Genomic DNA, 25,037 nt, shown 5'->3' with positions numbered 1-25,037 from the left:
TTGATCGCGACAAACGCGTAGCCCCCACGAGCATGAGCATGACACCGAGCACCCAACCCATCCGCTTTTTCCACCGCGGCCGGATCGTCGACGTCAGCGGCGTGCATCCGACCCGTTCGGTGCTCGACTGGCTGCGCGAGGACGCCCGCTGCACCGGCACCAAGGAGGGATGCAACGAGGGCGATTGCGGTGCATGCACCGTGGTGGTCGGCGAACTGGCCGACGCCGGCGAGCAGGGCGCGGTCGGCGGCCTGCGCCTGTCGACGGTCAACGCCTGCATCCAGTTTCTGCCGACGCTGCACGGCAAGGCGCTGTTCACGGTCGAGGACCTCAAGGCGCAATGCAGCCACGGCCATGACGCGCGGCAGCACGACAAGCACCCGGTGCAGCGCCTGCATCCGGTGCAGCAGGCGATGGTGGACTGCCACGGCTCGCAGTGCGGTTTCTGCACCCCCGGCTTCGTGATGTCGCTGTGGTCCACGTACGAGCACCACCAGGCCGACGGCACGCGGCCGACGCGCCAGCAGCTGGCCGACGACCTCTCGGGCAACCTGTGCCGCTGCACCGGCTACCGGCCGATCCTCGACGCGGGCCAGCGCATGTTCGACCTGCCCGATGTGAGGCTCGATACGCAGCCCGTGGTGCAGGCGCTGACCAGCCTGCAGCATGACCAGACTTTCGAATACGCCGCCCCGCTCGGCCAGCGCCTGGACCGGTTCCATGCGCCGACCACGCTGGACGAACTCGCCGCGCTGCGCGAAGCCAAGCCGACGGCGCAGCTGCTCGCCGGATCGACCGATGTCGGCCTCTGGGTCAACAAGCAGTTCCGCGATCTCGGCGACATCATTTTCGTCGGCGATGTCGCCGAGATGAAGACGGTCGAGGAGCGTGGCGATGCGCTCTACATCGGCGCCGGCGCCTCGCTCGAGAATGCCTTCCGCGCGCTGACCCGGCGAGTTCCGAGCCTGACCGACGTGTGGTTGCGCTTTGCGTCGCCGCCCATCCGCAACGCCGGCACCATGGGCGGCAACGTCGCCAACGGTTCGCCCATCGGCGATTCGCCGCCGGTGCTGATGGCACTGGATGCCGAGATCGAGCTGCGCCGCGGCGACAAGGTGCGCCGCATGCCGCTGCCGGACTTCTACGTCGACTACATGAAGAACCGGCTGGAGCCTGGCGAGTTCGTGCAGGGGTTGTCGATTCCGCTTGCGGCGCTCGGGCGCCAGGTGCGGGCCTACAAGATCAGCAAGCGTTTCGACTGCGACATTTCGGCGCTGTGCGGCGGCTTTGCCGTCGAGTTGGATGGCGATGTGGTGAAGGAAGTGCGGCTTGCCTTCGGCGGCATGGCCGCGACAGTGAAACGCGCCGCCCAGGCCGAGGCCGCATTGGTCGGCAAGGCCTGGACGCAGGCCGGCGTGAACGCCGCCAAGCTGGCGCTGGCTCAGGATTTCAAGCCGCTGACCGACATGCGCGCCAGCGCGGATTACCGCCTGCAGGTGGCGCAGAACCTGCTGCAACGCCTGTGGCTGGAGACGCGCACGACCGATCCGTTGCCGGTGGAGGCGACCAGCGTCTGGAGCGTGATGCCCCACGAAACGAGCGTCGAAGGAGCGTGAGATGAAGCTCACCCCCAGGCTTGCCCACTTCGTGTGGCCGCCCACCCCCTTGCAGGGGGCAATACCAGCGGCCCGGCAAAGCCGGTTCCGCGGTATTTCCCGATCGACACTTCTCGCACCCTTGATGCCGCTGTGGAGCAATTGAGATGAACAAGCCCCTGGATCCCAGTCTGCTGCAATCCGCCGAGGCCTTTGCCGACTACCTCACCAACGCCGCCGCGCGCATCGACGAGCGCGCCGAGGCGAAAGCGCATGGCGACGGCGCGCGCGTGGGCATCAGCCGGCCGCACGAGTCGGCCCAGTTGCACGTTGCCGGCGAGGCGACCTACATCGACGACATTCCCGAACTGGCCGGAACGCTGCATTGCGCGCTGGGCCTGTCGCCCGTGGCCAACGGCCGGCTCAAGGACATGCGGCTCGACGCCATCCGCGCCATGCCGGGCGTGGTGGCCGTGATCACGGCAGCCGACATTCCGGGCAGCAACGATTGCGGATCGATCATTCATGACGATCCCATCCTGTGCAGCGGCGACATCCGCTACATGGGCCAGCCGGTCTTCGCCGTCATCGCCGAGACGCGCGATGCCGCGCGTCGCGCCGCGGCTCGCGCCAAGGACGCGCTCGACATCGAGGCCGCGCCGCCGGTGCTCACGCCGCAGGATGCGCACGCCAAGGGCCAGTACGTGGTGCCGCCGATGCACCTGGTGCGCGCAACGAACGAAGGCGGCGCACAGGCCGCGATCGCGAAGGCGCCGCACCGCCTGAAGGCCGAACTCGACGTCGGCGGGCAGGAGCAGTTCTATCTCGAAGGCCAGATCAGCTACGCCATCCCGAAGGAAGGCGGCACGATGCACGTCTACTGCTCGACGCAGCACCCGAGCGAGATGCAGCACCTGGTGGCCCATGCGCTGCACCTGCATGCGAACGAGGTGCACGTCGAATGCCGGCGCATGGGCGGCGGCTTCGGCGGCAAGGAATCGCAGTCGGCGCTCTTCGCCTGCGTGGCGGCGGTCGCGGCCAACAAGCTCAGGCGCCCCGTCAAGCTGCGGCTGGACCGCGACGACGATTTCATGATCACCGGCCGGCGCCATTGCTTCTGGTACGAATACGAAATCGGCTACGACGACGAGGGCCGCATCCTCGGCGCCGAGATCACGATGGTTTCGCGCGCCGGCCACTCGGCCGACCTGTCGGGGCCGGTGATGACGCGTGCGCTGTGCCACTTCGACAACGCCTACTGGCTGCCCGACGTGACCATGCACGGCTACTCGGGCAAGACCAATACGCAGAGCAACACGGCCTTCCGCGGATTCGGCGGCCCGCAGGGCGCGATCGCGATCGAGAACATCCTCGACAGCGTGGCGCGCGAACTCGGGCGCGATCCGCTGGACGTGCGGCGCGTCAACTTCTACGGCAAGGGCGAGAACAACGTCACGCCCTACGGCCAGGTCGTGAGCGACAACATCATTCACGAGCTGGTGGCCGAGCTGGAAGCCAGCAGCGGCTACCGCGGCCGCCGCGAGGAGATCGCGGCCTTCAACGTGAAGAGTCCGGTGCTCAAGCGCGGGATCGCCCTGGCGCCGCTGAAGTTCGGCATCTCCTTCAACGTCAAGCACTTCAACCAGGCCGGCGCGCTGGTCCACGTCTACACCGACGGCTCGATCCTCGTGAACCACGGCGGCACCGAGATGGGGCAGGGCCTCAACACCAAGGTCGCGCAAGTGGTGGCACACGAACTGGGCGTGAACTTCGAGAGCGTGAGGGTCACGGCCACCGACACGCAGAAGGTCGCCAACACCTCGGCCACCGCTGCCTCGACCGGCGCCGACCTGAACGGCAAGGCTGCGCAGGACGCCGCGCGGCAGATCCGCGAGCGGCTTGCCGCCTGCGCCGCCAGCCGCCATGGCGGTGACGCATCGGCCGTGCGCTTCGCCAACGACAAGGTCGAGGTCAACGGCCGCACGCTCTCCTTCAGCAGCGTGGTGGGCGAGGCCTACCTCGACCGCGTGCAGCTCTGGTCCGACGGCTTCTACGCCACCCCCGGCCTGAGCTGGGACAAGGACAAGATGTTCGGCCGACCCTTCTTCTACTACGCCTACGGCGCGGCGGTGAGCGAGGTGATCGTCGACACGCTCACCGGCGAATGGAAGCTGCTGCGCGCCGACATCCTGCACGACGCCGGCAAGTCGCTGAATCCGGCGGTCGACATCGGCCAGGTCGAGGGCGCTTTCATCCAGGGCATGGGCTGGCTCACGACCGAGGAGCTGGTATGGCACCCGAAGACCGGCCTGCTGACGACGCACGCTCCCAGCACCTACAAGATCCCGACGGCCAACGACTGCCCGCCGGTGTTCAACGTGCGGCTGTTCGAGGGGCAGAACTTCGAGGACTCGATCCACCGCAGCAAGGCGGTCGGCGAGCCGCCGCTGCTGCTGCCGTTCTCGGTCTTCTTCGCGATCCGCGACGCCGTGTCGGCCGTGGGCGAGCATCGGACCGACCCGCCGCTGCGCGCGCCGGCGACGAGCGAGGCGATTCTCCGAGCGATCACCGCGGTGCAGAACGCGGCCGCCTGAGGGCACTTCCATGTGAATGCAGCGCTGTATAACTGCCCGCACATTCCAGACCACGGTGGGCAGCTATGAGAGACCAAGCGCTTCTAGACAAGATCGATCTTCATCTCATCAGGGTTCTACACACCGTGTTGACCGACCGCAGCGTCTCGCGTGCCGCCATCCGATTGGGGATGTACCAGCCCGCCGTTTCCGCAGCCCTCAAGCGGCTGCGCGAGCTGTCGGGCGACCCGTTGCTGGTGCGCTCCGGCTCGGGCATGGTGCCGACCGATGCCGGCTTGCGGATGATCGAGCCCAGCGCGGCCATCCTGCGCTCGGCGGAGGTGCTGTTCAGCGATGCGCGCGGCTTCGATCCGCAGACGGCGGCCACCACCTTCCGCATCGCCGCGAGCGACTACATGGACCCGCTCTTCCTGCCGCAGCTGGTCGCACAGATCAAGAGCCAGGCGCCGTTGTGCCACATCGAGATCCATCCGCTGACCTCCGATTCGGACTACCACGCGCATCTTTCGCTGGGCCAGGTCGACGTGGTGATCGGCAACTGGCTGAAGCCGCCGGAAGACCTGCACATGGCGCGGCTCTTCGGCGACGAGATCGTCTCGCTTGTCAACAAGGACCATCCGGCCGTGCGGCGCGGCTGGGACCTGGAGAGCTGGCTCTCGGCCGAGCACATCGCGCCCACGCCGACGCATCCCGGCGCGCGCGGGATCATCGACCAGATGCTCGACGAGATGGGCCGCCAGCGGAACATCACGGCGCGCTGCGCGCATTTCGGGCTCATTCCGGACATGGTGGCTTCGAGCCTGCTGGTGCTGACCACCGGCCGCCAGTATTGCGAGCGTTTTCTCGACCGGTTGCCCGTAGCGATCCTCGAATGCCCGGTGCCGCTGCCGCGCCTCATGTACTACCAGCTCTGGCACGAGCGCACGCACTCGTCGAGCTCGGCGCGCTGGCTGCGCGAGCGCGCCAAGGCCGTGGCGGCGTCGCTGCGGCCCCTGGCGGTGGCGGGCGGCCCTGAATAGATAGATCTCGCGCCGGCGTCGCGAGCAAGGACAGACAACGCCATCGATCCATAAAGACTCGGAGACAAGACGATGAACCGGACAGAACAAGTGCTCGACATCCAGGAGCACGGCGCACCGACGCAGCCCGCCGCAAGGGGCTGGGCGGAACGGGTGTTCAAGCTCAGGGAGCACAACACCACCATCCGCACCGAACTGGTGGCGGGCCTCACCACTTTCCTGACGATGGCCTACATCATCTTCGTCAACCCGTCGATCCTCGGCGACGCGGGCATGCCGAAGGACGCGGTGTTCGTCGCCACCTGCCTGATCGCCGCGCTGGGCACGGGCATCATGGCCCTCTACGCCAACTATCCGATCGCGCTGGCGCCGGGCATGGGGCTCAACGCCTACTTCGCCTACGTGGTCGTGCTGCAGATGGGCTTCACGTGGCAGGCGGCGCTGGGGGCGGTCTTCGTCTCAGGTTGTCTCTTCCTGCTGGTCACGGTGTTCAAGTTGCGCGAACTGATCATCCGCGGCATACCGCACTCGATCCGAATTGCGATCACCGTGGGCATCGGCCTCTTCCTGGCGATCATCGCGCTCAAGAGCGCGGGCATCGTTGCCCCGTCGAAGGCGACCTACGTCACGCTCGGCGACCTGCACACGCCGGAGGTGGTGCTGGCGACGCTCGGCTTCTTCCTGATCGTGGTGCTCGACCGGCTCAAGGTGCCCGGCGCGATCCTGATCGGCATCATCGCGGTGACGGTGCTGTCCTTCTTCTTCGGCGGCAACACCTTCCACGGCATCTTCGCGCCGCCGCCGTCGATCGCGCCGACCTTCCTGCAGCTCGACATCAAGGCGGCGCTGTCGGGCGGCATCCTGAACGTGATCCTCGTCTTCTTCCTGGTCGAGCTGTTCGACGCCACCGGCACACTGATGGGCGTGGCCCGGCGCGCCGGCCTCCTGGTGCCGGGCAAGATGGACCGGCTCAACAAGGCGCTGCTGGCCGACAGCGGTGCGATCTTCGCGGGTTCGCTGCTCGGTACCTCCAGCACGACCGCCTATGTCGAGAGCGCTGCCGGCGTGCAGGCCGGCGGCCGGACGGGGCTCACGGCGCTGACGGTGGCGGTGCTGTTCCTCGCGGCACTGGTCATTTCGCCGCTGGCCGGCGCGGTGCCGGCCTATGCCACCGCACCCGCCCTGTTCTTCGTGGCCTGTTTGATGCTTAGGGAACTGACCGAACTCGATTGGGACGAGACGACCGAGGTCATCCCGGCTGCCGTGACGGCGCTGACGATGCCCTTCACCTATTCCATCGCCAACGGGCTGGCCTTCGGCTTCATCACCTATGCGGTGCTCAAGCTGTTCACCGGCCAGGCCAGGCAGGTGCACTGGATGGTGTGGCTCATCGGCGGCGTGTTCCTTTTCAAGTTCATTTACATCGGCGGACACTGACGACAATACGGCGATCGCCCAGGGGGCGGTTCAGGGCTCAGACGACAACCCACAAGCCAGGCATAGGCATGACAATCCACAGACTTCAACTCGCGCACATCACCAAGCGCTACCCCGCGGTCGTCGCCAACAGCGACGTTTCGCTGACGGTGGCACCGGGTGAAACCCACGCGGTTCTCGGCGAGAACGGCGCCGGCAAATCCACGCTGATGAAGGTCATCTACGGCTCGGTGAAGCCCGACGAAGGCAGCGTGATGTTCAACGGGCAGCCGGTCAACGTGCGCAATCCGCAGGAGGCGAGGGCGCTGGGCATCAGCATGGTGTTCCAGCATTTCAGCCTGTTCGACACCCTGACCGTTGCCGAGAACGTCTGGCTCGGCCTCGACAAGAGCCTGGCGCTCGCCGAAGTGGCGCGCCGGGTGCAGGCCAAGGCGGGCGAGTACGGGCTGGATATCGACCCCTCGCGTCCGGTCCACACGCTGTCGGTCGGCGAGATGCAGCGCGTCGAGATCATCCGCGCGCTGCTGACCGACCCGAAGCTGCTGATCCTCGACGAACCGACCTCGGTGCTGACGCCGCAGGCGGTGCAGAAGCTCTTCGTCGTGCTCAAGCAGCTGGCGTCCGAGGGCTGCAGCATCCTCTACATCAGCCACAAGCTGCACGAGATCCGCGAACTGTGCACCGCCTGCACGGTGCTGCGCGGCGGCAAGGTGACGGGGGTGTGCAACCCCCAGAACGAATCCAACGAATCGCTGTCGCGCCTGATGATCGGCGCGGAGCCGCCGCCGCTCACGCACCGGCCGATCCACGCGGGCGCGGTGGCGCTGCAGGTCAAGGGCCTGACGCTGGCGCGCGAGGACCAGTTCGGCGTCGATCTCGACGGCATCTCGCTCGACGTGCGCGCCGGCGAGGTGGTGGGCATTGCCGGTGTCTCGGGCAACGGCCAGAAGGAGTTGCTCTACGCGCTCTCGGGCGAGGACACGCGCGCCGAGGCGCCGATGATCCAGGTGTTCGGCCAGCCGGCCGCGCATTTCCGGCCGCGCCGGCGGCGCGCGCTGGGCCTGCATTTCGTGCCGGAAGAAAGACTGGGCCGCGGCGCGGTGCCCACGCTCGGCCTGGCGCACAACCTGCTGCTGACACGCGGCAACGCGGTCGGCAAGGGCGGCTGGATTCGCACCCGCGCGCTGCAGCAGCATGCGAGCGACATCATCCAGCGCTTCAACGTCAAGGCCGGCGGGCCGAACGCGGCGGCTCGGTCGCTGTCGGGCGGGAACTTGCAGAAGTTCATCGTGGGGCGCGAGATCGATGCCAACCCGAAGATCTTCATCGTCTCGCAGCCGACCTGGGGCGTGGACGTGGGTGCCGCGGCGCTCATCCGCGGCGAGATTCTTGCGCTGCGCGACGCCGGTTGTGCGGTGCTCGTGGTCAGCGAGGAGCTCGACGAACTTTTCGAGATCAGCGACCGCCTGCACGTGATCGCCAAGGGCCGGCTCTCGCCGTCCATCGACCGCGCCGCGGCCACCGTGCCGCAGATCGGCGAGTGGATGAGCGGCCTGTGGGACAAGTCGCATCACGCCGCCACGACGTCCGCGGAGGTGGCTCATGCTTAAGCTCGAACCCCGCCCGCAGCTCTCGCGCTTCTGGAGCTACGGCTCGCCGATCCTGGCGCTGCTGGTCACGGTGGTGATCGGCATGGTGCTCTTCGCGCTGCTGGGCAAGGACCCGGTCAAGGGGCTCCTGGTGTTTTTCTGGGAGCCGATCAAGAGCGGCTACGCGCTGGGCGAACTGATGGTCAAGGCAACGCCGTTGCTCATCATCGCGCTCGGGCTTGCGGTTTGCTTTCGCTCGAACGTCTGGAACATCGGCGCCGAAGGGCAGTTCGTGTTCGGCGCCATCGCCGCCGGCGGCGTGGCGCTGCTGGCTGACAAGACGACGGGATCGTGGATCGTCGCGGCGATCCTGGTCGCGGGCATCGCGGGTGGCATGGTGTGGGCCGGGATCGTCGCTTTCCTGCGCGACAAGTTCAATGCGAACGAGATCCTCGTGAGCCTGATGCTGGTGTACGTCTCGACGCTGCTGCTGGGCTACATGGTCTACGGGCCGTGGAAGGACCCGATGGGCTACAACTTCCCGCAGACCAAGACCTTCGAGGCGGTGACGCAGATTCCGCGGCTGATGAAGGGTTCGCGCGTGAGCATCGGGCTCGTCATTGCCTTGCTCGGGTCGGCGGCGCTGTGGGTGTTTCTCTTCCGCACGCGCGCGGGCTTCGCGCAGCAGGTCGGTGGATTGGCGCCGGCTGCCGCGCGCTACGCGGGCTTCTCGGCGCGGCGCGCGGTGTGGATCGCGCTGCTGACCTCGGGTGGCGCGGCCGGCCTTGCCGGCGCGCTCGAGGTGGCGGGGCCGCTCGGCCAACTCACGCCCTACGTGCCGGCAGGCTACGGCTTCGCGGCGATCATCGTGGCCTTCGTCGGGCGACTGCATCCTGTGGGAATGATCTTCTCGGCGATCCTCATGAGCATGTTCTATATCGGCGGCGAGCTCGCGCAGTCGCGGCTGGGGCTGCCGAAGTCGCTGACCGGCGTGTTCCAGGGCCTGCTGCTGTTCACGCTGCTGGCGTGCGACACGCTGATCGCCTATCGCATCCGGCGCAAATCGGCGCCCAAGGCCGTCTCCGCGACACCGGGCACCTCGTCACTGCAAGCCAGCACGCCTCTCACAGCCCCCGTTGCCCGTCCCACGGAAGGAGCCGCATAGATGTACCCCCACGCTCATCACTTCGTGCATTCGCTGCCTCCCGAGGGGGTGCAATGATGGAAAGCTACGCACTCCTCCTGGGGTCCACCCTGAGCGCCGGCACGGTGCTCGCCATCGCCGCGCTGGGGCTCCTCATCAACGAGAAGGCCGGCATCGTCAACCTGGGCGCCGAGGGCATCATGCTTTGCGCCGCCATTGCGGGCTTCGCCACGGTGGTGACCACGCACAACAACTGGCTGGGCTTCCTGGCCGGCATGGCGGCTGGCGCGCTGCTGTCGGCCTTCTTCGGCGTGCTGGTGATCTGGCTCAACACCAACCAGTACGCGACCGGGCTGGCGCTGAGCCTGTTCGGCGTCGGCTTCTCGGCCTTCGCGGGCATCAACTTCGTGCAGGCCAAGCTGCCTGAAAGCACCTCCTACGCCTTGCCGGTGCTGGGAGACATTCCGCTCGTGGGGCCGGCGCTGTTCCGGCATCACCCGATGGTGTATTTCGCGGTGCTGCTCACCATCGGGCTGATCTGGTTCCTCTACCGCACGCGCGCGGGGCTGGTGTTGCGCTCGGTGGGCGAATCGCCGGAGTCCTCGCACGCGCTGGGCTATCCGGTGCGGCGCATCCGTTTCATGGCAGTGGTCGCCGGCGGCGCGCTGTGCGGGCTGGCGGGCGCCTACCTGTCGACCGTCTACACGCCGCTGTGGGTCGAGGGCATGGTCGCCGGCCGCGGCTGGATCGCGCTGGCGCTCACCACCTTCGCGACGTGGCGGCCGATCCGGGTGCTGCTCGGCGCCTACCTGTTCGGCGGCGTCTCGATGCTGGGCTTTCACCTGCAGAGCACCGGGGTCAACGTGCCGAGCCAGTTCCTGAGCATGCTGACCTACGTCGCGCCGATCGTGGTGCTGGCGCTGATCTCGCGCAACCCGGCCTTCATCCGCGTCAACATGCCTGCTTCCATAGGAAAACCGTTCTACCCCGGCTCATAATCACGTTTCGTTTTGTTTCTTCGCCAACCTGTCCTTTGAGGATTTCAAACAAATGAATGATCTGAACAAGCGTTCCCTGCTCAAGCTGGCCGCCCTGACGGCGGTCGCTTCGGCCGCCCTCATCGGCTGCGGCAAGAAAGAAGAAGCGCCTGCTGCCGCACCCGCCGCTCCGGCACCCGCACCGGCCGCCGCGGCACCTGCGGCCGCCGCTCCGCTGAACATCGCCTTCGCCTACGTCGGCCCGGTGGGCGACGGCGGCTGGACCTTCGCGCATGACAACGGCCGCAGGGCGCTCGAGAAGGAATTCGGCGACAAGATCAAGACCACCTATGTCGAAAGCGTGCCCGAGGGCGCCGACGCCGAGCGCGTGTTCCGCGACATGGTGAGCCAGGGCAACAAGCTGATCTTCGGCACCACCTTCGGCTACATGGAGCCGATGCTCAAGGTCGCGGCCGACCACAGGGACGTCAAGTTCGAGCATGCCACCGGCTACAAGACCGCCGAGAACATGCGCACCTACGACAGCCGCACCTACGAAGGCGCGTACATGGCCGGCATCATTGCCGGCTCGATGACCAAGAGCAACACGCTGGGCGTGGTCGGCTCGGTGCCGATCCCTGAAGTGCTGCGCAACATCAACAGCTTCACGCTGGGCGCGCAGTCGGTCAACCCGAAGATCACGACCAAGGTGGTGTGGGTCAACGAATGGTTCAGCCCGCCGAAGGAAACCGAGGCCGCCACCGCGCTGATCAACGGCGGCGCCGACGTGCTGTTCCAGAACACCGACTCGCCGGCCGTGCTCAAGACCGCACAGGAAAAAGGCAAGCGCGCCTTCGGCTGGGACTCCGACATGACCGCCTACGGCCCGAAGGCCCACCTGGCCTCGGCGACCATCAACTGGGCGCCGTACTACATCAAGGCGACGCAGGACATGCTGGACGGCAAGTGGACGACCGGCCAGAGCTGGTGGGGCGTGAAGGAAGGCGCGATCGACCTGGTGTCGATCGCCGAAGACGTGCCGGCCGAGACCAAGGCCAAGGTCGAGGAAGTCAAGAAGGGCCTGAAGGACGGCAGCTTCGTGATCTGGAAGGGCCCGATCGTCGGCCAGGACGGCAAGGAGCTGGTGGCTGCAGGCGCTGCCGCGGACGACAAGTTCCTGAGCGGTGTCAACTTCTACGTCAAGGGCGTGGAAGGCTCGGTGCCCGGCGGCGAGAAGAAGTAAACAAGGCCCGGTGATCCGGTGCAAAGGGTTGCCTCCCGGGGCAACCCTTTTTCGTTTCAGGTCCCATGATGATGATTGAAAGACAACTTTGGCATCCGGTCGCGCTGGCGGAAGACGTGGCAGCAGCACCCGTCCCCGTCCGCCTGCTCGGCGAAAGCCTCGTTCTGTGGCGCGACGATGCGGCTGCCGTGCACGCATGGGCGGACCGATGCCCGCATCGTGGCGCGCAACTGTCCCTGGGCCGGGTGGTGCAATGCGAGGGCGGCTCACGGCTCGAGTGCCCGTACCACGGCTGGCGTTTCGAGGCCGGTGGCCGCTGCGTGCAAGTCCCGGCCTTGCCGGAATTCGTCCCCCCGGCCACGCACCGCGCCACGATGCATGCGGCGCGCGAGGCGCATGGCCTGGTGTGGGTGCGGCTCGATGCCCCCGCCGAGGGAGAGGGTGACGCGATACCCGCCTTCGCGCCCGAGGAAGACGCCCGCCTGCGCAAGCTCAACTGCGGCCCCTACGAGGTCGAGACCAGTGCGCCGCGCCTGGTCGAGAACTTCCTCGACATGTCGCATTTCGGCTTCGTGCATGAGGGCTGGCTGGGTGCGCGCGACATGACCGCGATCGACGACTACCGTGTGGAAGCTACGCCGCATGGCCTGCTCGCGACGGGCTGCAAGGCCTGGCAGCCGCAATCCACCATCAACTCGACCGCGCCCGCGCAGGTCGAATACACCTACGAAGTCACCGCGCCCTACACGGCGGTGCTGACCAAGATCCCCGAGGCCGCGAGCGTCGGCATCGACGACTACCGCGAATCGATCGCGCTCTACATCTGCCCGGTCGACGCCGAACGCAGCCGCGTCTGGTTCCGTCTCGCCACCGCCGACTTCGAGCGGGACGACGCGGCGCTGCGCGCCTTCCAGGACACGATCTTCCTGCAGGACAAGCCCGTGCTCGAATCGCAGCGCCCCAAGTGCCTGCCGCTGGATCTGCGCGCCGAACTGCACACCGTGGCCGACAAGGCCTCGTCGATCTACCGCCGCCACCTCAAGATTCGCGGCATCACCTTCGGAGTCTGCTGATGAACACGCCCCGCCATACCGTTCGCGACATTCCCGCGGAGCGCCTTCCGGCGCTGCTGCGCGCCATGCCCAAGGCCGAACTGCACATGCACATCGAGGGCTCGCTGGAGCCCGAGTTGATCTTCGCGCTCGCGCAGCGCAACGGCGTTGCCATTCCGTATGCGAACGTCGAAGACCTGCGCCGCGCCTACGCCTTCACCAATCTGCAGAGCTTCCTGGACATCTACTACGCCGGCGCCAGCGTGCTGCTGAAGGAGCAGGATTTCTACGACATGGCCTGGGCCTACCTCGAGCGCGCGGCAGCCGACAACGTCATCCGCACCGAGATGTTCTTCGATCCGCAGACGCACACCGAGCGCGGCGTGTCGATGCAGACCGTGATCGACGGCCTGCACCGTGCCTGCGTCGACGCGAAGGTCAAGCTGGGCGTCGATGCCGCGCTGATCCTGTGCTTCCTGCGCCACCTGAGCGAGGAGGATGCCTTCGCCACGCTCGAACAGGCGCTCCCGTACCGCGACCGCTTCATCGGCGTCGGACTGGATTCCAGCGAACTCGGCCATCCGCCCGAGAAGTTCGCTCGCGTGTTCGCACGCTGCCGCGAACTCGGCTTCCACCTTGTCGCGCATGCGGGCGAGGAGGGCCCGCCCGCCTACGTGTGGAGCGCGCTCGACGTGCTCAAGGTCGAGCGGATCGACCACGGCGTACAGAGCACCAAGGACGCCGCGCTGATGAAGCGCCTTGCGCAGGACCGCATCCCGCTGACCGTGTGCCCGCTGTCGAACCTCAAGCTCTGCGTGTTCCCCGACCTGGGGCAGCACAACCTGCGCGAGCTGCTCGACGCCGGCCTCGTCGCCACCGTCAATTCCGACGACCCGGCTTATTTCGGCGGCTACATGAACCAGAACTTCGTCGAGACCTTCGCCGCCACCGGGCTCACGGCACAGCACGCGTGGCAGCTGGCGGCGAACAGCTTCGAAGGCAGCTTCGTCGACGCTGCGGCGAAGCGGGCCTACGTCGATCGGCTCAACGCGGCGTTCGACGCTTTCGCCTGAGCGCGCTTTTTCGGTGCGGCAGGCACAAGGAGCGGCAGGGCCACCAACGCGCAGGCTGCTGCCGCGAACCAGACCAGCGGCCAGCCTTGCATCGTGAGCAGATGAGGAATCGTGAGCGGCGTGAGAAAGCACCCCGCGAACACGCTGGTGTTGGCCATGCCCAGCGCGGTGCCGGCACGTGCGGCGCCCGAAAGCGTGGCGAGTTCGGTGTAGGCCACGCCGTGCCACGCGGACACGCACACGCCACAGGCCGCCAGCAGCAGGATCAACGCGCCGCGCAGCGCGGCTGAGTCGCCAACCGAGCCTTCGCCCGCCAGCGCCAAGCCGCCGAGCAAGGCAAAGAGCAGCACGCTCAGGGCGCTGCATGCGCGAAGGTAGGCCGGGCGGTTTCCGCGGCGATCCGTCCACCGGCCGCTCCATACGCGCATCGCCATGGCACCGATCTGCACGGCGACCATCGTGGTCGAGATGGCTGCAAGGCCTGCATGGCCGAAGTCGTGCAGGAAGACGGTGCCGAAGGAAAGCACTGCGAACTGCGGCGCACACAGGATGCCGATGCCCGCGACGATGCGCCAGATGCGCGCGTCCCGCAGCGGTCCATCGCGCCGCTCGCCGCTGCCGCGCTTCGCCCCGGATGGCAGCGGCGCAGCAGGCGGTTCGCAGATCCAGGCCCACGCCAGCAGGGCGCTGGCGGCGCACAGCGCTGCCAGCAGACCGTAGAGTGCCGCGAAGCCGAAATGCAGCGCGACTGCAGGCAGGACCAACGCGCCGATGCCGCCGCCGAGTGGGACGGCCGTCTGGCGGATGCTCATGGCGAGCCCCCGTTCGCCTTCCGCGAACCAGCTCATCACGGCGCGCCCGCTCGCACCGTTGACGCTCCCGCCGAGCAAGCCGACCAGCAGAAGCCCCCCGCACAGCCAGCCCAGGCCAGGGACGTGCCGGGGCGAAGGTGCCGCAAAGAGCGCCATTGCGACCAGCGCCAGCGCCGTGGCTCCGAGCCCCGTGAGCAGCACCGGCCGGTCGCCCCAGCGGTCGGTCAGCAGGCCCCAGGGCAATTCGCTGACCGCGATGCCCAGTCCCATCAGGCCGAGCACGAGACCGAGCGTGGCGTTGTCCAGCCCATAGCCGGAGCGCATGAGGACGGCGGTCATGGGGATGCCGCTGAAGGCGACGGAGAAAGCGGCGTTGGCGGCGACGCCGGCGGCGAGGACTTTCCAGCGGTGTGCCGGTCGGGAGGCGTGGTCGTGTTGCATCGTGGGCGCAGTCTCCACCGTTGCAATGGTTTTGAAAATCAGAAAATAATCAACTGATAGTTCAGAAAAACAGGATGGTTGAATATGAGCCAGGTGATGTTCGATCTCGATGTGCTCCGCAGTTTTTCCACGGGCGTGGCACTCGGCAGCTACGCCCGCGCGGCCGACAAGCTCGGACGCTCCACCTCGGCCGTGAGCGCCCAGCTCAAGAAGCTCGAAGCACAAGCCGGCACCTCGTTGTTCCGCAAGGCGGGCCGCGGCCTCGAACTGACGGACGCAGGCGAAACCATGCTGGCGTACGCGCACCGCTTGCTGGAAATCAACGACGAGGCTGCGGCGGCGATGAGGGGCGTCGACCTGCAGGGATGGGTGCGCCTGGGCTTGCAGGAGGACGTGGGCGAGTCGCTGTTGCCAGGTGTGCTCGGACGTTTTGCGCGCGCACACCCCAAGGTGCGCATCGAGGCGTTCGTGGCGCGCAGCGCCGAATTGCGGGAGCGGATGGAGCTGGGTGAACTCGATCTCGCGCTGATCTGGGAAGCCGGCGAAGGGGCCTCGCCTGCACATGGGGAACGCCTGATCAGGCTCCCTATCGAGTGGGTCGGTCCGGCTGCACCGGCTGCGCTCGATGCGCCGTGGTGGACCGAGCGCCGTGGCGCGCGCAGGTCACGGGAGCCCTTGCCGCTGGTCCTGCTCGATGCGCCGTGTCCGTTGCGCGAGTTGGTCACGGCCGCGCTCGACCGCGCGGGCCTCCCGTGGCGTCACACCTTCACCAGTGCCAGCCTCGCGGCGCTGTGGTCGGCCACATCGGCAGGACTGGGCCTGTCGGCCCGCACGCCCTTCGGCTTGCCGCCGCATGTGCGCGTGCTTGATCGCAACGACGCCGGCTTGCCGGCGCTGCCGCACATGGCGCTGGCCATGTACAGGGCTCAGGCGGCGCCCGAAGCGCCAGTGGCGCGACTGGCCGAGCTGTTGCGGGAAGCGGTCCGCGCGAGCGTGCGCGACCGCTGAACTGGTCGCGCGCGCAGAGCGTGCTCAGAGATCCAGCTTGCCGAAAGCCGGATCGCTCACCGAATGCTTGCCGGTCTCCACGCGTCCGGCAAAGCGGCGGTAGTAGGCCCGGTCCGAGTCGCAGGTGACTGCGAAGTCGTACCACTGGCCGCTGGCGTCCAGGTCCCAATGCTTTTCTTCATCGTCGCCACCCTTGACGCGAACCACCCAGGGGCCGTCGCCGCGGTAGGCCTTCGCCTGGATCGTGAACCGGCACGCGCGGTCGCCGTCGTTGCGCAGTTTCAGGTACAGGTCGCCGCGCCGCGCGTCGTAGCCCACGCGCACTTCGGGCTCGGGTGCATCGCCAGCGCGCAGTCGATTCAGGTCGCCCTTGAAGTGCCGGTGAAAGCCATTGGGGCCCAGCACCCAGAGGTCGTAGAGACCGGCGTTGTCGGTCATCGCGGCCCAGGTGTCCTCCAGCTTCTCGCCACGCTCCACCATGTAGCGGCGCGGCAGGCGGTCGAGATGCAGCTTGTCGTAGACATGGAACACGGCACCGGCCTCGCCGGTGTTGGCGAACACGAGCCGGACCTTGCCGTGCAGCGCATCGGTGCGTGCGCTGACGTGCAGCTCGTAGGGCAAGGCGCGCGAGGGCCGCGTGCCGGTCGCCTGTTGCGGCAGCAGCGGATTCGCCGGTAGCGTGATGGGTGCGAGCTTTTCCTGGTCGGCACGCAGCAGGTCGGCCTGGTCGCGGGTCTTTCGTCCAGCGAGCGTGGGGAGCACCTCGTCATTGGGACGCGCGAAGTTGAAGGCGCTGCTCAGGTCGCCACACACCGCGCGGCGGAAGCGGCCGATATTGGGTTCCTTCACGCCGAAGCGCTTCTCCAGGAAACGGATGACGGAGGTGTGGTCGAAGACCTCCGAGTTGACCCACCCGCCGCGGCTCCAGGGCGAGATCACGTACATCGGCACGCGCACGCCGGGCCCGTAGACGCGGCCGTCGGGCTGCGGCTGGCCGGTGGTGCCGGGCGGGTTCGGATGCGTGAAGCGCTCGAAGGCGACGTCGGACTCGGGCAGCGTCGTCTTGCCCGCGGGGGTTCCGTCGGGGTTGAGCGACGGTGCGGAGGGTGAGGGATGGTGGTCGAAGTAGCCGTCGTTCTCGTCGAAGTTGACGAGCAGCACGGTCTTGCTCCAGACCTCGGGCACGGCGGTGAGGGCGTCGAGGGTCTCCTGGATGTACCAGGCGCCCTGGACGGGGCTCGACGGTCCGGGATGCTCCGAGTAGGTCGCCGGCGCGATGATCCATGACACCTGCGGCAGCTTGCCGTTCTTCACGTCCTGACGGAAGCGCTCGAAGTAGGTCTGCGCATTGTTGAAGTCGCCGGGCATGGTGTTGGCGATGCCCTTGTAGAGCGGATTGCCGGCGTCGTCGCTGGCGGGGTCGTAGGCAGGAGAAAGCGCGTCGTTTCTCACCGGCTTGCCGGAGGCTTCGTTGGCGCGGCGGTACTGCTTGAAGCCGGCCAGCGGGTTGTCGCCGAAGTTGTCGGGCATGTTCTGGTAGACGATCCAGCTCACCTTGGCTTCCTGCAGGCGTTCGGGGTACGTCTTCCATTCGTAGCCAAGGGTCGAGGCTTCGATCGAATCCCACTCGTTGTTCAGCGAGGCCACACCAGCGCCGGTCGGCCCGTTGGTGCCGGTCCACATGAACATGCGGTTCGAGTTGGTGCCCGTGTGCATCGAGCAGTGGTACGCGTCGCACAGCGTGAAGGCGTTGGCCAGTGCGAACTGGAAGGGCAGCTCGGCTTCCTTGAAGTAGCCCATCGACGCGACGGTCTTGTAGCGCGCCCACTGGTCGATGCGGCCGCCGTCCCATGCGCTCTGGCCGTCGGCCCAGCTGTGCGGGGTGCCGCTGAAGCGCTGTGCGTTGCCCTTGCTGCTGTCCAGGTGGAAGGGAAGCACGGGCTGCCCGTTGGCACCGGCCTGCTGCCATACGCTGCGGCCCTGCGGCAGCGGGATGGTGAAGCGGTCGCCGAAGCCGCGAACGCCGCGCAGCGTGCCGAAGTAGTGGTCGAAGGAGCGGTTCTCCTGCATCAGGATCACGACGTGCTTGACGTCCTTGATGGTGCCCGTCTCGTTGTGCGCGGGGATGGCGAGCGCGCGGCGGATGCTGGGTGGAAACGCGGCGAGCGTGGCGGCGGCGATGCCGGTGGTGGCGGTGCCCTGGATGAATTTGCGGCGCGAGTTCATGGTTCCGGTCCTGCTGTGAATCGTTCAGGGGGCGTAGCGGACGTCGGGCTTGTCGCTCGCTTCGGTCGTCCCGGTCGACGCCGCGGCATCGGGCTTCTGGGCGCTTGCGGTGGCAGCCGACGGCGACGTGGACGATGCGGCGAGGCTTGTCGGCGTCGCGCTGCCGCTGCCGCCGCCACAGGCGGCGAGGGCCAGGGCGAGGGTCAATGCGCAGGTCACGCGCACATGTGGAACCACTTCATGCATGGGGAATCTCCTCCAGTTGTCAGGGGATCGTTTAGGAAGCCGCCGAGGCTAGGGAGCCAACGTGACAGCGCCGTGAAGCGGCCGGCGCCATTGCGCAACCGGACGTGACATGGGATGGATTCCTGGCGCCCGGGTAAAATACCCGCCCGGCGCTGCTGCCCCGCAGCGCCGTTTTTCATTCCGGGGCCATGTAGAGGACTACCATGTATAAAAACCTCGCAGCCGCGCTCGCGGCCGCCTGCTTTTTCCTTCCAGCTTTTTCCCAGACCGCGCCGAAGGCCGATCCGCTGAAGATCGGCTTTGTCTACGTCGCGCCCATCACCGATGCCGGCTGGGTACGCCAGCACGAAAACGGCCGCAAGACCGTCGAGGCCGCGCTGGCCGGCAAGGTGAAGACCACCTACGTCGAGAACGTCGCCGAGGGCGCGGACGCCGAGCGGGTGATCCGCGATCTGGCGCAGCAGGGCAACAAGCTCATCTTCACGCCCAGCTTCGGCTACATGGAACCCACGATGAAGGTCGCCCGGGACTTTCCGGACGTGAAGTTCGAGTCGATCACCGGCTACAAGACGGCGCCCAATGTCGCGACCGCGAACGCGCGCTACTACGAAGGGCGCTACCTGGCCGGCGTGGCTGCGGGCCGCATGACGAAGACGAACGTCGCAGGCTATGTCGCCGGCTTCCCGATTCCCGAGGTGCTGCAGGGCATCAACGCCTTCACGCTGGGCATGCGCTCGGTCAACCCGAAGGCGCAGGTCAAGGTGGTGTGGCTCGACGTATGGTTCGACCCGCCGAAGGAGCGCGACGCGGCCATGGCCCTGTTCAACCAGGACGTCGATGTGATCGCCTTCCACACGGGCTCGACCGCCGTGATGGCCGCGGCCCAGGAGCGCGGCAAGATGGCCGTGGCCTACCACTCGGACATGCGCAAGGTCGCGCCCGAGGCGCAGATCGTCGCCGTCACCCACCAATGGGGCGGCTACTACACGGAGCGCGCGCGCGCCGTGATCGACGGCACCTGGAAGAGCGGCAACGTCTGGGGCGGCGTCAAGGAAGGCTTGATCCGCGTCGGCGATTTCGGCCCCAAGGTACCGAAGGCCGTGCAGGACGAGGTGCTGGCGCGGCAGCAGGACATCGCAGCCGGCAAGGTGAAGCCCTTCCAGGCTGCGGCCGACGTGCGCGACAACGAGGGCCACGTCGTCATCCCCAAGGGGCAGAACCTCAGCGACGAGCAGATCCTCAACATGAACTGGCTCGTCGAAGGCGTGCAGGGAAGGGTCGCCCGCCGCGGGTGACCGGGGCCAGCCCCCGCTTCAGTGAACGAAGCCGCGTGTCCGGTTGAAGTACGCGGCATCGGCATCGAGGCTCTTGACCTTGACGGCCGGCTGCCCCGCGTACACCGCGCATTCCTCGGTGTGGGCCTTGTTGAGCACGGAGCCTGCGCCGAGCACCGAGCGGTCCGGCAGCGCCGCGCCGCCCAGCACCGTGACGCGCGTCCCGACCAGGCAGTAGGCGCCGATGCGGATCGGCTTGCAGTCCTGCCGGCCCTCGACCACGTTGATGCCGTGCGTGATCAGCTGCGAGTGGTAGCCGGCGATGGTCGTGAAGGGCCCGATCTCGATCTTGTCCGTGCAGTCGATGATGTGCGACTTGGTGATGGCCGCATGCTCGCCGACGACGAGCACCGGCTCACGCTGTGTGCGGTGCGTGAAATGGGCACCCTTCGGCGGATGGCCGGTGATCCAGTTGGATCGGTCGATCACCGAATGCGCGCCGCATTCCAGCCTGCCGAGATGGATGGCGACGTTCAGGTGCCCGATGTAGGCGCCTTCGCCCATGACCAGTTCGCCCGGAAAGACGTAGGACAGGCCGATGCGTGCCCCGTCCGCGATCCGGTAGCCCCAGAAGCGCCGCAATGCCCAGCGCTTCAGTTTCCAAGGGAGGAACACGACACCCAGGGCCAGCAGCTTCTTCATGGCTGTGTCGTGGGCTGCGTCGTGCGCTCCCGGATCGCGCGCTGGTAGGCGGCCACATAGTTCGCTGCCATCTGCGTCGAGGTGTAGTGCGCCGCGTTCTCGAGCCCGAGGCGGCGCATGTCGCCCAGCCGGGGCGCGGCCTGCTCGATGGCGGCGGCCATGGCCGCCGGGTCGCCGGGGTCGACGTAGACGGCCCCTTCGCCGCCGATTTCGTTCATCGGTGCGAGATTGGATGTGAAGACCGGACACCCGCAGGCCTGCGCCTCGATGATCGGCCAGCCGAAACCTTCCTGGAGCGACGGGAAGAGGAGGGCCGTTGCGCTCGAGTAGATCGCACGCAGTTCCTCGTGCGATATCTTGTGCACCGTCTTGATCCTGTCGGCGACGCCATGCGCTTGCGCCAGCTTTGCCGACTCGGGCGACAGCTCCGGTCCCACGAAGAGCAACCGGTCCATTACCGGCGCGACGCCGGCCGCCGCAGCGCGTTCCTGCAGCGCGATGAATGCCTCGAGCACGCCCCGGCGGTTCTTGCGATCCAGGTCCCAGCCCACATGGAGCAGGAACTTGTCCTGCACGGAGATCTCCAGGCGATCCAGGAGGCGTTGCGCCTCGTCAGGCGCCACGGGCGAGAAGTTGTCGTTCAGGCCGTTGAGCACGGTCGTGACCTTGCGCTCGTCCGCGAAGCCCATGGCCAGCACTTCGCGCCGCGTCATTTCGGACACGCAGGCGATGAGGTCGGCGCCGGCCATTCCCTTCACGATCAGCCGCTGGAACAGTCTGCCGGTCCAGCCGACGTTCCAGCCGTCCACCAGGCCCTGGGCAGCCTGCACGGCGATCACGTCGTGGCAGGTGATCACGTTGGGCTTGGCCTTCACGCGCGGGATGTACATGCCGTTGGAGTGGTCGGCGACATGGACCACGTCGGCCCAGCGCACGTGGCCCGCCAGCGAGGGGAGGAAGAGGATGAATTTGTCGACGTAGCCCAGCCACTTCCACCAGCGTGAGGCGACCGGCACCCGAAGCACGCGCTTCGGCGGCGAGATCACCCGCAACTCGCAGCCGACACCGGGAAGCTCGCGTTCCAGGACGCGTTTGAAGGCGAGCATGCTGGTTTGGCCGTCGGGCTCATAGTTCGCGATCAGAAGCACTTTCATCAGCACTGGGCGCTCTTGGCGGCGTCACGTGAAGTCATTGCTTTTCCTGGAATGAATTGGCCGGATTATGTTCGACCGCCGAGGCAGCCCGGAAGTACGATCATGCGTACGCTCCGAGGGCAGCAGCGCTGCCGCCATATAGCGTCCATACGACCTAGCACATTGCATACCGGCGTTGCTGCCTTACCCTCCGTGCCCATGCAAGCGTACCGTGCCTCCCTTTTGCGATTCGACGCCGCCGGCCAGCCGGTTTTCGATGAAGACGGCCTGCTGGTGGTCGGCCCTGATGCCGATGGCCGGCAACGCGTGCAGGACGCCGGCGACTTCGCGTCCGTCGCGGCCCGCCATCCGGGCGTGGCCGTCACGCACTGGCCGGGACGGATCCTTTCACCGGGCTTCGTCGACATGCACATCCACTTCCCGCAGACCGACATCATCGGCGCGCCTGCGGATGGTCTCCTGCCCTGGCTGGAGAACTACACCTTTCCGGCCGAGAGCCGGTTCGCCGATCCGGCCCATTCGGCGGAAGTGGCGGAGGTGTTCTTCGACGAACTGCTGCGCAACGGCGTCACGACCTCGCTGACCTTCGCGACCTCGCATCCGCAATCGGTACAGGCCTTCTTCGAGGCGGCCCGACGCCGGCAGCTGCGCATGATCACGGGCAAGGTGTTGCAGGATCGTCATTCGCCCGACGGTGTACGCGATCAGACTGAACAGAGCCTGATCGATACGGAGTCCCTCATCCGCCAGTGGCACAACGTAGACCGCCTGGGCTACGCGATCACCCCGCGCTTTGCGCCCACCAGCACCGATGCGCAGTTGCGCGGCGCGGGTGAACTGGCGGCGAAGTACCCCGACACCTGGATTCATTCACACGTCGCCGAGAACAAGGACGAGGTGAAGTGGGCGCGGGAGCTGTTCCCGCAAGCGCGCTCGTACCTCGATGTCTACGCCGGCTTTGGCCTGATGCGCGAGCGCGCCGTCTACGCGCACTGCATCCACTTCGACGACGACGACCGCCGCCTGATGCGCGAGACGAAGACCGCTACGGCGGTCAGCCCGACCAGCAACCTCTTCCTCGGCAGCGGCTTCTTCGACTTCGAGGGCGCGGACCGCATCGGCTACCGCTACGGGCTGGCCAGCGACGTCGGCGGCGGCACCAGCTTCAGCCCCTTCGCGACCATGCTGGCCGCCTACTACGCGGGCCGCGAAGGGCAGACCAAGCCCGGCGTGAGCATTCCGCCATCGCAACTCTGGTGGCGCCACACGGGCGGCGCGGCGCGCGCGCTGGGGCTCGACGGCGTCATCGGCAACCTGCAGCCCGGCTGCGAGGCCGACTTCGTGGTGATCAATCCGAAAGCCACGCCGCTGCTGGCCCGCAAGACGGCGCTCGCGAACGGTCTGGAGGAGCTGCTCTTCGCGATGATCGTGCTGGGCGATGACCGGCTGATCGAGCGAACCGTGATTTCGCAGGCCCTGGGCGACTGAACGTCGAGGGGCATGGCGGCTCGCTGCCTAGAATAGCGCCCCCGAGGAAGGACCTGATATGAGCATCAAGAGCGACAAGTGGATCCGGCGCATGGCCGAGAAGAACGGGATGATCGAGCCCTTCGAGCCCGGCCAGATCCGCGAGCAGGACGGCCACCGGATCATCAGCTACGGCACCTCCAGCTACGGCTACGACATCCGCTGCGCACCCGAATTCAAGGTCTTCACCAACATCCACAGCACGGTGGTCGACCCCAAGAACTTCGACGAGAAGAGCTTCGTCGACTTCCATGGCGACAGCTGCATCATTCCGCCCAACAGCTTCGCGCTGGCGCGCACGGTCGAATACTTCCGCATCCCGCGCAACGTGCTGACCATCTGCCTGGGCAAGAGCACCTATGCGCGTTGCGGCATCATCGTCAACGTGACGCCCTTCGAGCCCGAGTGGGAAGGCTATGTCACGCTGGAATTCAGCAACACGACGCCGCTGCCCGCCAAGATCTACGCGGGCGAGGGTTGCGCCCAGGTCCTGTTCTTCGAGAGCGACGAGGTCTGCGAGACCAGCTACAAGGACCGCGGCGGCAAATACCAGGGCCAGCGCGGCGTGACGCTCCCCAAGGCCTGACGGCCTTCCCAAAGACCTAGGCGGGGCTCCGGCGCGGTCCTACAGCGTCTCGGGGCCGGCGCGTCGGGCGCGCCGCACCGCGCATCGGCAGCATCTCACTCCAACCCACGCAGGAGGCGTGGCTTCAGGAGCGAGAACATGTCGATATTCCAGACCCTGCGTGAGATGCACCCCTATCGCCGTCTGCTGCTCGCCGTCCTGGCCGCGATCGCGCTGGTGCAGGTCGTGGCCATGGTCGTCGTGACGCGGTCACAGGTGCAGAAGGCCGAGGCGCACTACGCGCAGGAGCGCGCCACGCTCGCCGCCGCGAATGCCGAAAAGAACGATGCAAGCAGCGCCGCCCTGGCCCGTGCCAGTGCCCGCGACGGCATCATGAACGTCGGATACGTGGTCTCTCGCTGAGCGCGTACCATCCTGCGACCGCCGCCCGGATAGCGGCAAGGAGTGCGACATGAGATGGGAAGGCAACGAGCAATCCGACAACGTCGAAGATCGGCGTGATGGTGGCGGTGGAGGGGGCGGATTCCCGATCGGCGGGCGCAGCGTGGGCATCGGCACCGTGGCCGTGGCGCTGATCGCAGGCTGGATATTCGGCATCAACCCGCTCACGGTCCTGGGGCTGCTGAGCGGCGGCGAGCCGGCCCCGCAGGTCCAGCAAGGCCCGGCGCACCCGCCGCCCGCCAATGACCGGGAAGCGGCCTTCGTCTCGACCGTGCTGAAGAACACCGAAGTCGTCTGGAGCGACATCTTCCGGCAGCACGGCGACTCCTACTCGACCCCGAAACTGGTGCTCTTCCGCGGCGCGACGCCGACGGCCTGCGGCACCGGCCAGTCGGCCATGGGCCCGTTCTATTGCCCTGGCGACAAGAAGGTCTACATCGACCTCGGCTTCTTCGACACCCTGAAGAATCAGCTCGGCGCGCCGGGCGTCTTCGCGCAGGCCTACGTCATCGCGCACGAGATCGGCCACCACGTGCAGGACGAACTGGGCATCACCGGCAAGGTCGACCAGATGCGCGGCCGCCTCACCCAGGCGCAGAACAACGCCATCAGCGTCCGCGTCGAGCTGCAGGCCGACTGCCTCGCCGGCGTCTGGGCCCACCATTCCCAGCAGTCCAAGCAATGGCTGGACCCCGGCGACATCGAAGCCGCCATGAACGCCGCCCAGAAGATCGGCGACGATGCCCTCCAACGTTCCGCCGGCCGCGCGGTCGTGCCCGACAGCTTCACCCACGGCACCAGTGCCCAGCGCCAACGCTGGTTCGGCATCGGCTACAAGACCGGAAATCTCCAGGATTGCGACACCTTCGCGGCCAAAAACCTGTAGCCCGAAGGGTC

General features: G+C 67.2%; 21 protein-coding genes. 16 read left to right on the top strand and 5 right to left on the bottom strand.

Annotated features, from left to right (window positions below; genetic code table 11):
* Positions 1–32: 32 nt before the first annotated feature.
* The 10 genes from xdhA to QTH90_RS09735 all read left to right on the top strand — a co-directional run bounded on the left by xdhA (position 33) and on the right by QTH90_RS09735 (position 13,723).
* Entirely contained in the window at positions 33–1,616 is a 1,584-nt protein-coding gene (gene xdhA / locus QTH90_RS09780; protein WP_286664258.1) for a xanthine dehydrogenase small subunit, read from the top strand.
* A 146-nt stretch (positions 1,617–1,762) separates the two neighbouring features.
* Entirely contained in the window at positions 1,763–4,189 is a 2,427-nt protein-coding gene (gene xdhB, locus QTH90_RS09775) for a xanthine dehydrogenase molybdopterin binding subunit (RefSeq protein ID WP_286664257.1), read from the top strand.
* A 65-nt stretch (positions 4,190–4,254) separates the two neighbouring features.
* The gene (locus QTH90_RS09770) at positions 4,255–5,208 is read left to right on the top strand and encodes a LysR family transcriptional regulator (RefSeq protein WP_286664256.1); all 954 of its coding nucleotides are present in this window, start codon (positions 4,255–4,257) and stop codon (positions 5,206–5,208) included.
* A gap of 72 nt (positions 5,209–5,280) precedes the next feature.
* A complete protein-coding gene (locus QTH90_RS09765; protein WP_286664255.1) occupies positions 5,281–6,645 on the top strand; it encodes an NCS2 family permease in 1,365 nt (454 codons plus the stop codon).
* A gap of 68 nt (positions 6,646–6,713) precedes the next feature.
* Positions 6,714–8,255: an ABC transporter ATP-binding protein gene (locus QTH90_RS09760; RefSeq protein WP_286664254.1), complete on the top strand. Its 1,542-nt coding sequence runs from the start codon at positions 6,714–6,716 to the stop codon at positions 8,253–8,255.
* Complete coding sequence (locus QTH90_RS09755) at positions 8,248–9,399, top strand: ABC transporter permease (RefSeq protein WP_286664253.1); 1,152 nt, start codon at positions 8,248–8,250, stop codon at positions 9,397–9,399. The genes QTH90_RS09760 and QTH90_RS09755 overlap by 8 nt, the downstream gene beginning before the upstream one ends.
* Before the next feature lie 56 nt (positions 9,400–9,455).
* Positions 9,456–10,376, top strand: coding sequence for an ABC transporter permease (locus tag QTH90_RS09750; RefSeq protein WP_286664252.1), 921 nt, complete (start codon positions 9,456–9,458; stop codon positions 10,374–10,376).
* Between the two features lie 52 nt (positions 10,377–10,428).
* Positions 10,429–11,598, top strand: coding sequence for a BMP family ABC transporter substrate-binding protein (locus tag QTH90_RS09745; RefSeq protein WP_286664251.1), 1,170 nt, complete (start codon positions 10,429–10,431; stop codon positions 11,596–11,598).
* A gap of 71 nt (positions 11,599–11,669) precedes the next feature.
* Positions 11,670–12,671, top strand: a complete 1,002-nt coding sequence (locus QTH90_RS09740; RefSeq protein WP_286664250.1) for an aromatic ring-hydroxylating dioxygenase subunit alpha — start codon at positions 11,670–11,672, stop codon at positions 12,669–12,671.
* A complete protein-coding gene (locus QTH90_RS09735) occupies positions 12,671–13,723 on the top strand; it encodes an adenosine deaminase (protein ID WP_286664249.1) in 1,053 nt (350 codons plus the stop codon). The genes QTH90_RS09740 and QTH90_RS09735 overlap by 1 nt, the downstream gene beginning before the upstream one ends.
* Here QTH90_RS09735 and QTH90_RS09730 read toward each other — a convergent pair.
* Positions 13,681–14,976 carry an MFS transporter gene (locus tag QTH90_RS09730; RefSeq protein WP_286664248.1) on the bottom strand — a complete coding sequence of 432 codons (1,296 nt, stop codon included), beginning with the start codon at positions 14,974–14,976 and terminating at the stop codon, positions 13,681–13,683. The two genes, QTH90_RS09735 and QTH90_RS09730, sit on opposite strands and share 43 nt — an antisense overlap.
* 84 nt (positions 14,977–15,060) lie before the next feature.
* Here QTH90_RS09730 and QTH90_RS09725 point away from each other — a divergent pair, with 84 nt between their 5' ends.
* Positions 15,061–15,984 (top strand): LysR substrate-binding domain-containing protein, encoded by a 924-nt coding sequence (locus tag QTH90_RS09725; protein ID WP_286664247.1) that lies wholly within the window; start codon positions 15,061–15,063, stop codon positions 15,982–15,984.
* Positions 15,985–16,008: 24 nt separating this feature from the next.
* On the opposite strand, the gene QTH90_RS09720 is transcribed toward QTH90_RS09725, so the two are convergent.
* The gene (locus QTH90_RS09720; RefSeq protein WP_286664246.1) at positions 16,009–18,210 is read right to left on the bottom strand and encodes a phosphocholine-specific phospholipase C; all 2,202 of its coding nucleotides are present in this window, start codon (positions 18,208–18,210) and stop codon (positions 16,009–16,011) included.
* A gap of 24 nt (positions 18,211–18,234) precedes the next feature.
* A complete protein-coding gene (locus tag QTH90_RS09715; protein WP_286664245.1) occupies positions 18,235–18,456 on the bottom strand; it encodes a hypothetical protein in 222 nt (73 codons plus the stop codon).
* Positions 18,457–18,659: 203 nt separating this feature from the next.
* Here QTH90_RS09715 and QTH90_RS09710 point away from each other — a divergent pair, with 203 nt between their 5' ends.
* Positions 18,660–19,751, top strand: coding sequence for a BMP family ABC transporter substrate-binding protein (locus QTH90_RS09710; RefSeq protein WP_286664244.1), 1,092 nt, complete (start codon positions 18,660–18,662; stop codon positions 19,749–19,751).
* Between the two features lie 18 nt (positions 19,752–19,769).
* On the opposite strand, the gene QTH90_RS09705 is transcribed toward QTH90_RS09710, so the two are convergent.
* Together QTH90_RS09705 and QTH90_RS09700 are read right to left on the bottom strand one after the other, a co-directional pair.
* Positions 19,770–20,432, bottom strand: coding sequence for an acyltransferase (locus QTH90_RS09705; RefSeq protein ID WP_286664243.1), 663 nt, complete (start codon positions 20,430–20,432; stop codon positions 19,770–19,772).
* Complete coding sequence (locus tag QTH90_RS09700) at positions 20,429–21,586, bottom strand: glycosyltransferase family 4 protein (protein WP_286664242.1); 1,158 nt, start codon at positions 21,584–21,586, stop codon at positions 20,429–20,431. Before QTH90_RS09700 ends, QTH90_RS09705 begins: the two co-directional genes overlap by 4 nt.
* 198 nt (positions 21,587–21,784) lie before the next feature.
* Here QTH90_RS09700 and guaD point away from each other — a divergent pair, with 198 nt between their 5' ends.
* From guaD to ypfJ, 4 genes are all read left to right on the top strand, one after another.
* Positions 21,785–23,074 carry a guanine deaminase gene (gene guaD / locus QTH90_RS09695; protein WP_286664241.1) on the top strand — a complete coding sequence of 430 codons (1,290 nt, stop codon included), beginning with the start codon at positions 21,785–21,787 and terminating at the stop codon, positions 23,072–23,074.
* 58 nt (positions 23,075–23,132) lie between these two features.
* Positions 23,133–23,699, top strand: coding sequence for a dCTP deaminase (dcd, locus tag QTH90_RS09690; protein ID WP_106555705.1), 567 nt, complete (start codon positions 23,133–23,135; stop codon positions 23,697–23,699).
* 138 nt (positions 23,700–23,837) lie between these two features.
* Positions 23,838–24,101 (top strand): hypothetical protein, encoded by a 264-nt coding sequence (locus QTH90_RS09685; protein ID WP_286664240.1) that lies wholly within the window; start codon positions 23,838–23,840, stop codon positions 24,099–24,101.
* A gap of 49 nt (positions 24,102–24,150) precedes the next feature.
* On the top strand, positions 24,151–25,026 hold the full coding sequence (ypfJ, locus tag QTH90_RS09680) for a KPN_02809 family neutral zinc metallopeptidase (RefSeq protein WP_286664239.1): 876 nt from the start codon (positions 24,151–24,153) through the stop codon (positions 25,024–25,026).
* Positions 25,027–25,037: the final 11 nt, after the last annotated feature.

The sequence above is a fragment of the Variovorax flavidus genome, assembly GCF_030317145.1.
In the GTDB taxonomy this organism is placed as follows: Bacteria; Pseudomonadota; Gammaproteobacteria; order Burkholderiales; family Burkholderiaceae_C; genus Variovorax; species Variovorax flavidus.
Note: the sequence above shows the minus strand (reverse complement) of the source record. Positions and strands in the feature narration are given on the sequence as shown.

What these genes read in the sequence shown, in the direction of transcription:
- ypfJ (WP_286664239.1), top strand. Translation starts at nt 24,151, where the DNA reads ATGAGATGGGAAGGCAACGAGCAATCCGACAACGTCGAAGATCGGCGT.
- QTH90_RS09740 (WP_286664250.1), top strand. Translation starts at nt 11,670, where the DNA reads ATGATTGAAAGACAACTTTGGCATCCGGTCGCGCTGGCGGAAGACGTG.
- QTH90_RS09725 (WP_286664247.1), top strand. Translation starts at nt 15,061, where the DNA reads ATGAGCCAGGTGATGTTCGATCTCGATGTGCTCCGCAGTTTTTCCACG.
- QTH90_RS09730 (WP_286664248.1), bottom strand. Translation starts at nt 14,976, where the DNA reads ATGCAACACGACCACGCCTCCCGACCGGCACACCGCTGGAAAGTCCTC.
- QTH90_RS09705 (WP_286664243.1), bottom strand. Translation starts at nt 20,432, where the DNA reads ATGAAGAAGCTGCTGGCCCTGGGTGTCGTGTTCCTCCCTTGGAAACTG.
- QTH90_RS09685 (WP_286664240.1), top strand. Translation starts at nt 23,838, where the DNA reads ATGTCGATATTCCAGACCCTGCGTGAGATGCACCCCTATCGCCGTCTG.
- QTH90_RS09710 (WP_286664244.1), top strand. Translation starts at nt 18,660, where the DNA reads ATGTATAAAAACCTCGCAGCCGCGCTCGCGGCCGCCTGCTTTTTCCTT.
- QTH90_RS09735 (WP_286664249.1), top strand. Translation starts at nt 12,671, where the DNA reads ATGAACACGCCCCGCCATACCGTTCGCGACATTCCCGCGGAGCGCCTT.
- QTH90_RS09760 (WP_286664254.1), top strand. Translation starts at nt 6,714, where the DNA reads ATGACAATCCACAGACTTCAACTCGCGCACATCACCAAGCGCTACCCC.
- QTH90_RS09745 (WP_286664251.1), top strand. Translation starts at nt 10,429, where the DNA reads ATGAATGATCTGAACAAGCGTTCCCTGCTCAAGCTGGCCGCCCTGACG.
- QTH90_RS09765 (WP_286664255.1), top strand. Translation starts at nt 5,281, where the DNA reads ATGAACCGGACAGAACAAGTGCTCGACATCCAGGAGCACGGCGCACCG.
- QTH90_RS09715 (WP_286664245.1), bottom strand. Translation starts at nt 18,456, where the DNA reads ATGCATGAAGTGGTTCCACATGTGCGCGTGACCTGCGCATTGACCCTC.
- QTH90_RS09720 (WP_286664246.1), bottom strand. Translation starts at nt 18,210, where the DNA reads ATGAACTCGCGCCGCAAATTCATCCAGGGCACCGCCACCACCGGCATC.
- QTH90_RS09755 (WP_286664253.1), top strand. Translation starts at nt 8,248, where the DNA reads ATGCTTAAGCTCGAACCCCGCCCGCAGCTCTCGCGCTTCTGGAGCTAC.
- guaD (WP_286664241.1), top strand. Translation starts at nt 21,785, where the DNA reads ATGCAAGCGTACCGTGCCTCCCTTTTGCGATTCGACGCCGCCGGCCAG.
- QTH90_RS09770 (WP_286664256.1), top strand. Translation starts at nt 4,255, where the DNA reads ATGAGAGACCAAGCGCTTCTAGACAAGATCGATCTTCATCTCATCAGG.
- QTH90_RS09700 (WP_286664242.1), bottom strand. Translation starts at nt 21,586, where the DNA reads ATGAAAGTGCTTCTGATCGCGAACTATGAGCCCGACGGCCAAACCAGC.
- xdhB (WP_286664257.1), top strand. Translation starts at nt 1,763, where the DNA reads ATGAACAAGCCCCTGGATCCCAGTCTGCTGCAATCCGCCGAGGCCTTT.
- dcd (WP_106555705.1), top strand. Translation starts at nt 23,133, where the DNA reads ATGAGCATCAAGAGCGACAAGTGGATCCGGCGCATGGCCGAGAAGAAC.
- xdhA (WP_286664258.1), top strand. Translation starts at nt 33, where the DNA reads ATGAGCATGACACCGAGCACCCAACCCATCCGCTTTTTCCACCGCGGC.
- QTH90_RS09750 (WP_286664252.1), top strand. Translation starts at nt 9,456, where the DNA reads ATGGAAAGCTACGCACTCCTCCTGGGGTCCACCCTGAGCGCCGGCACG.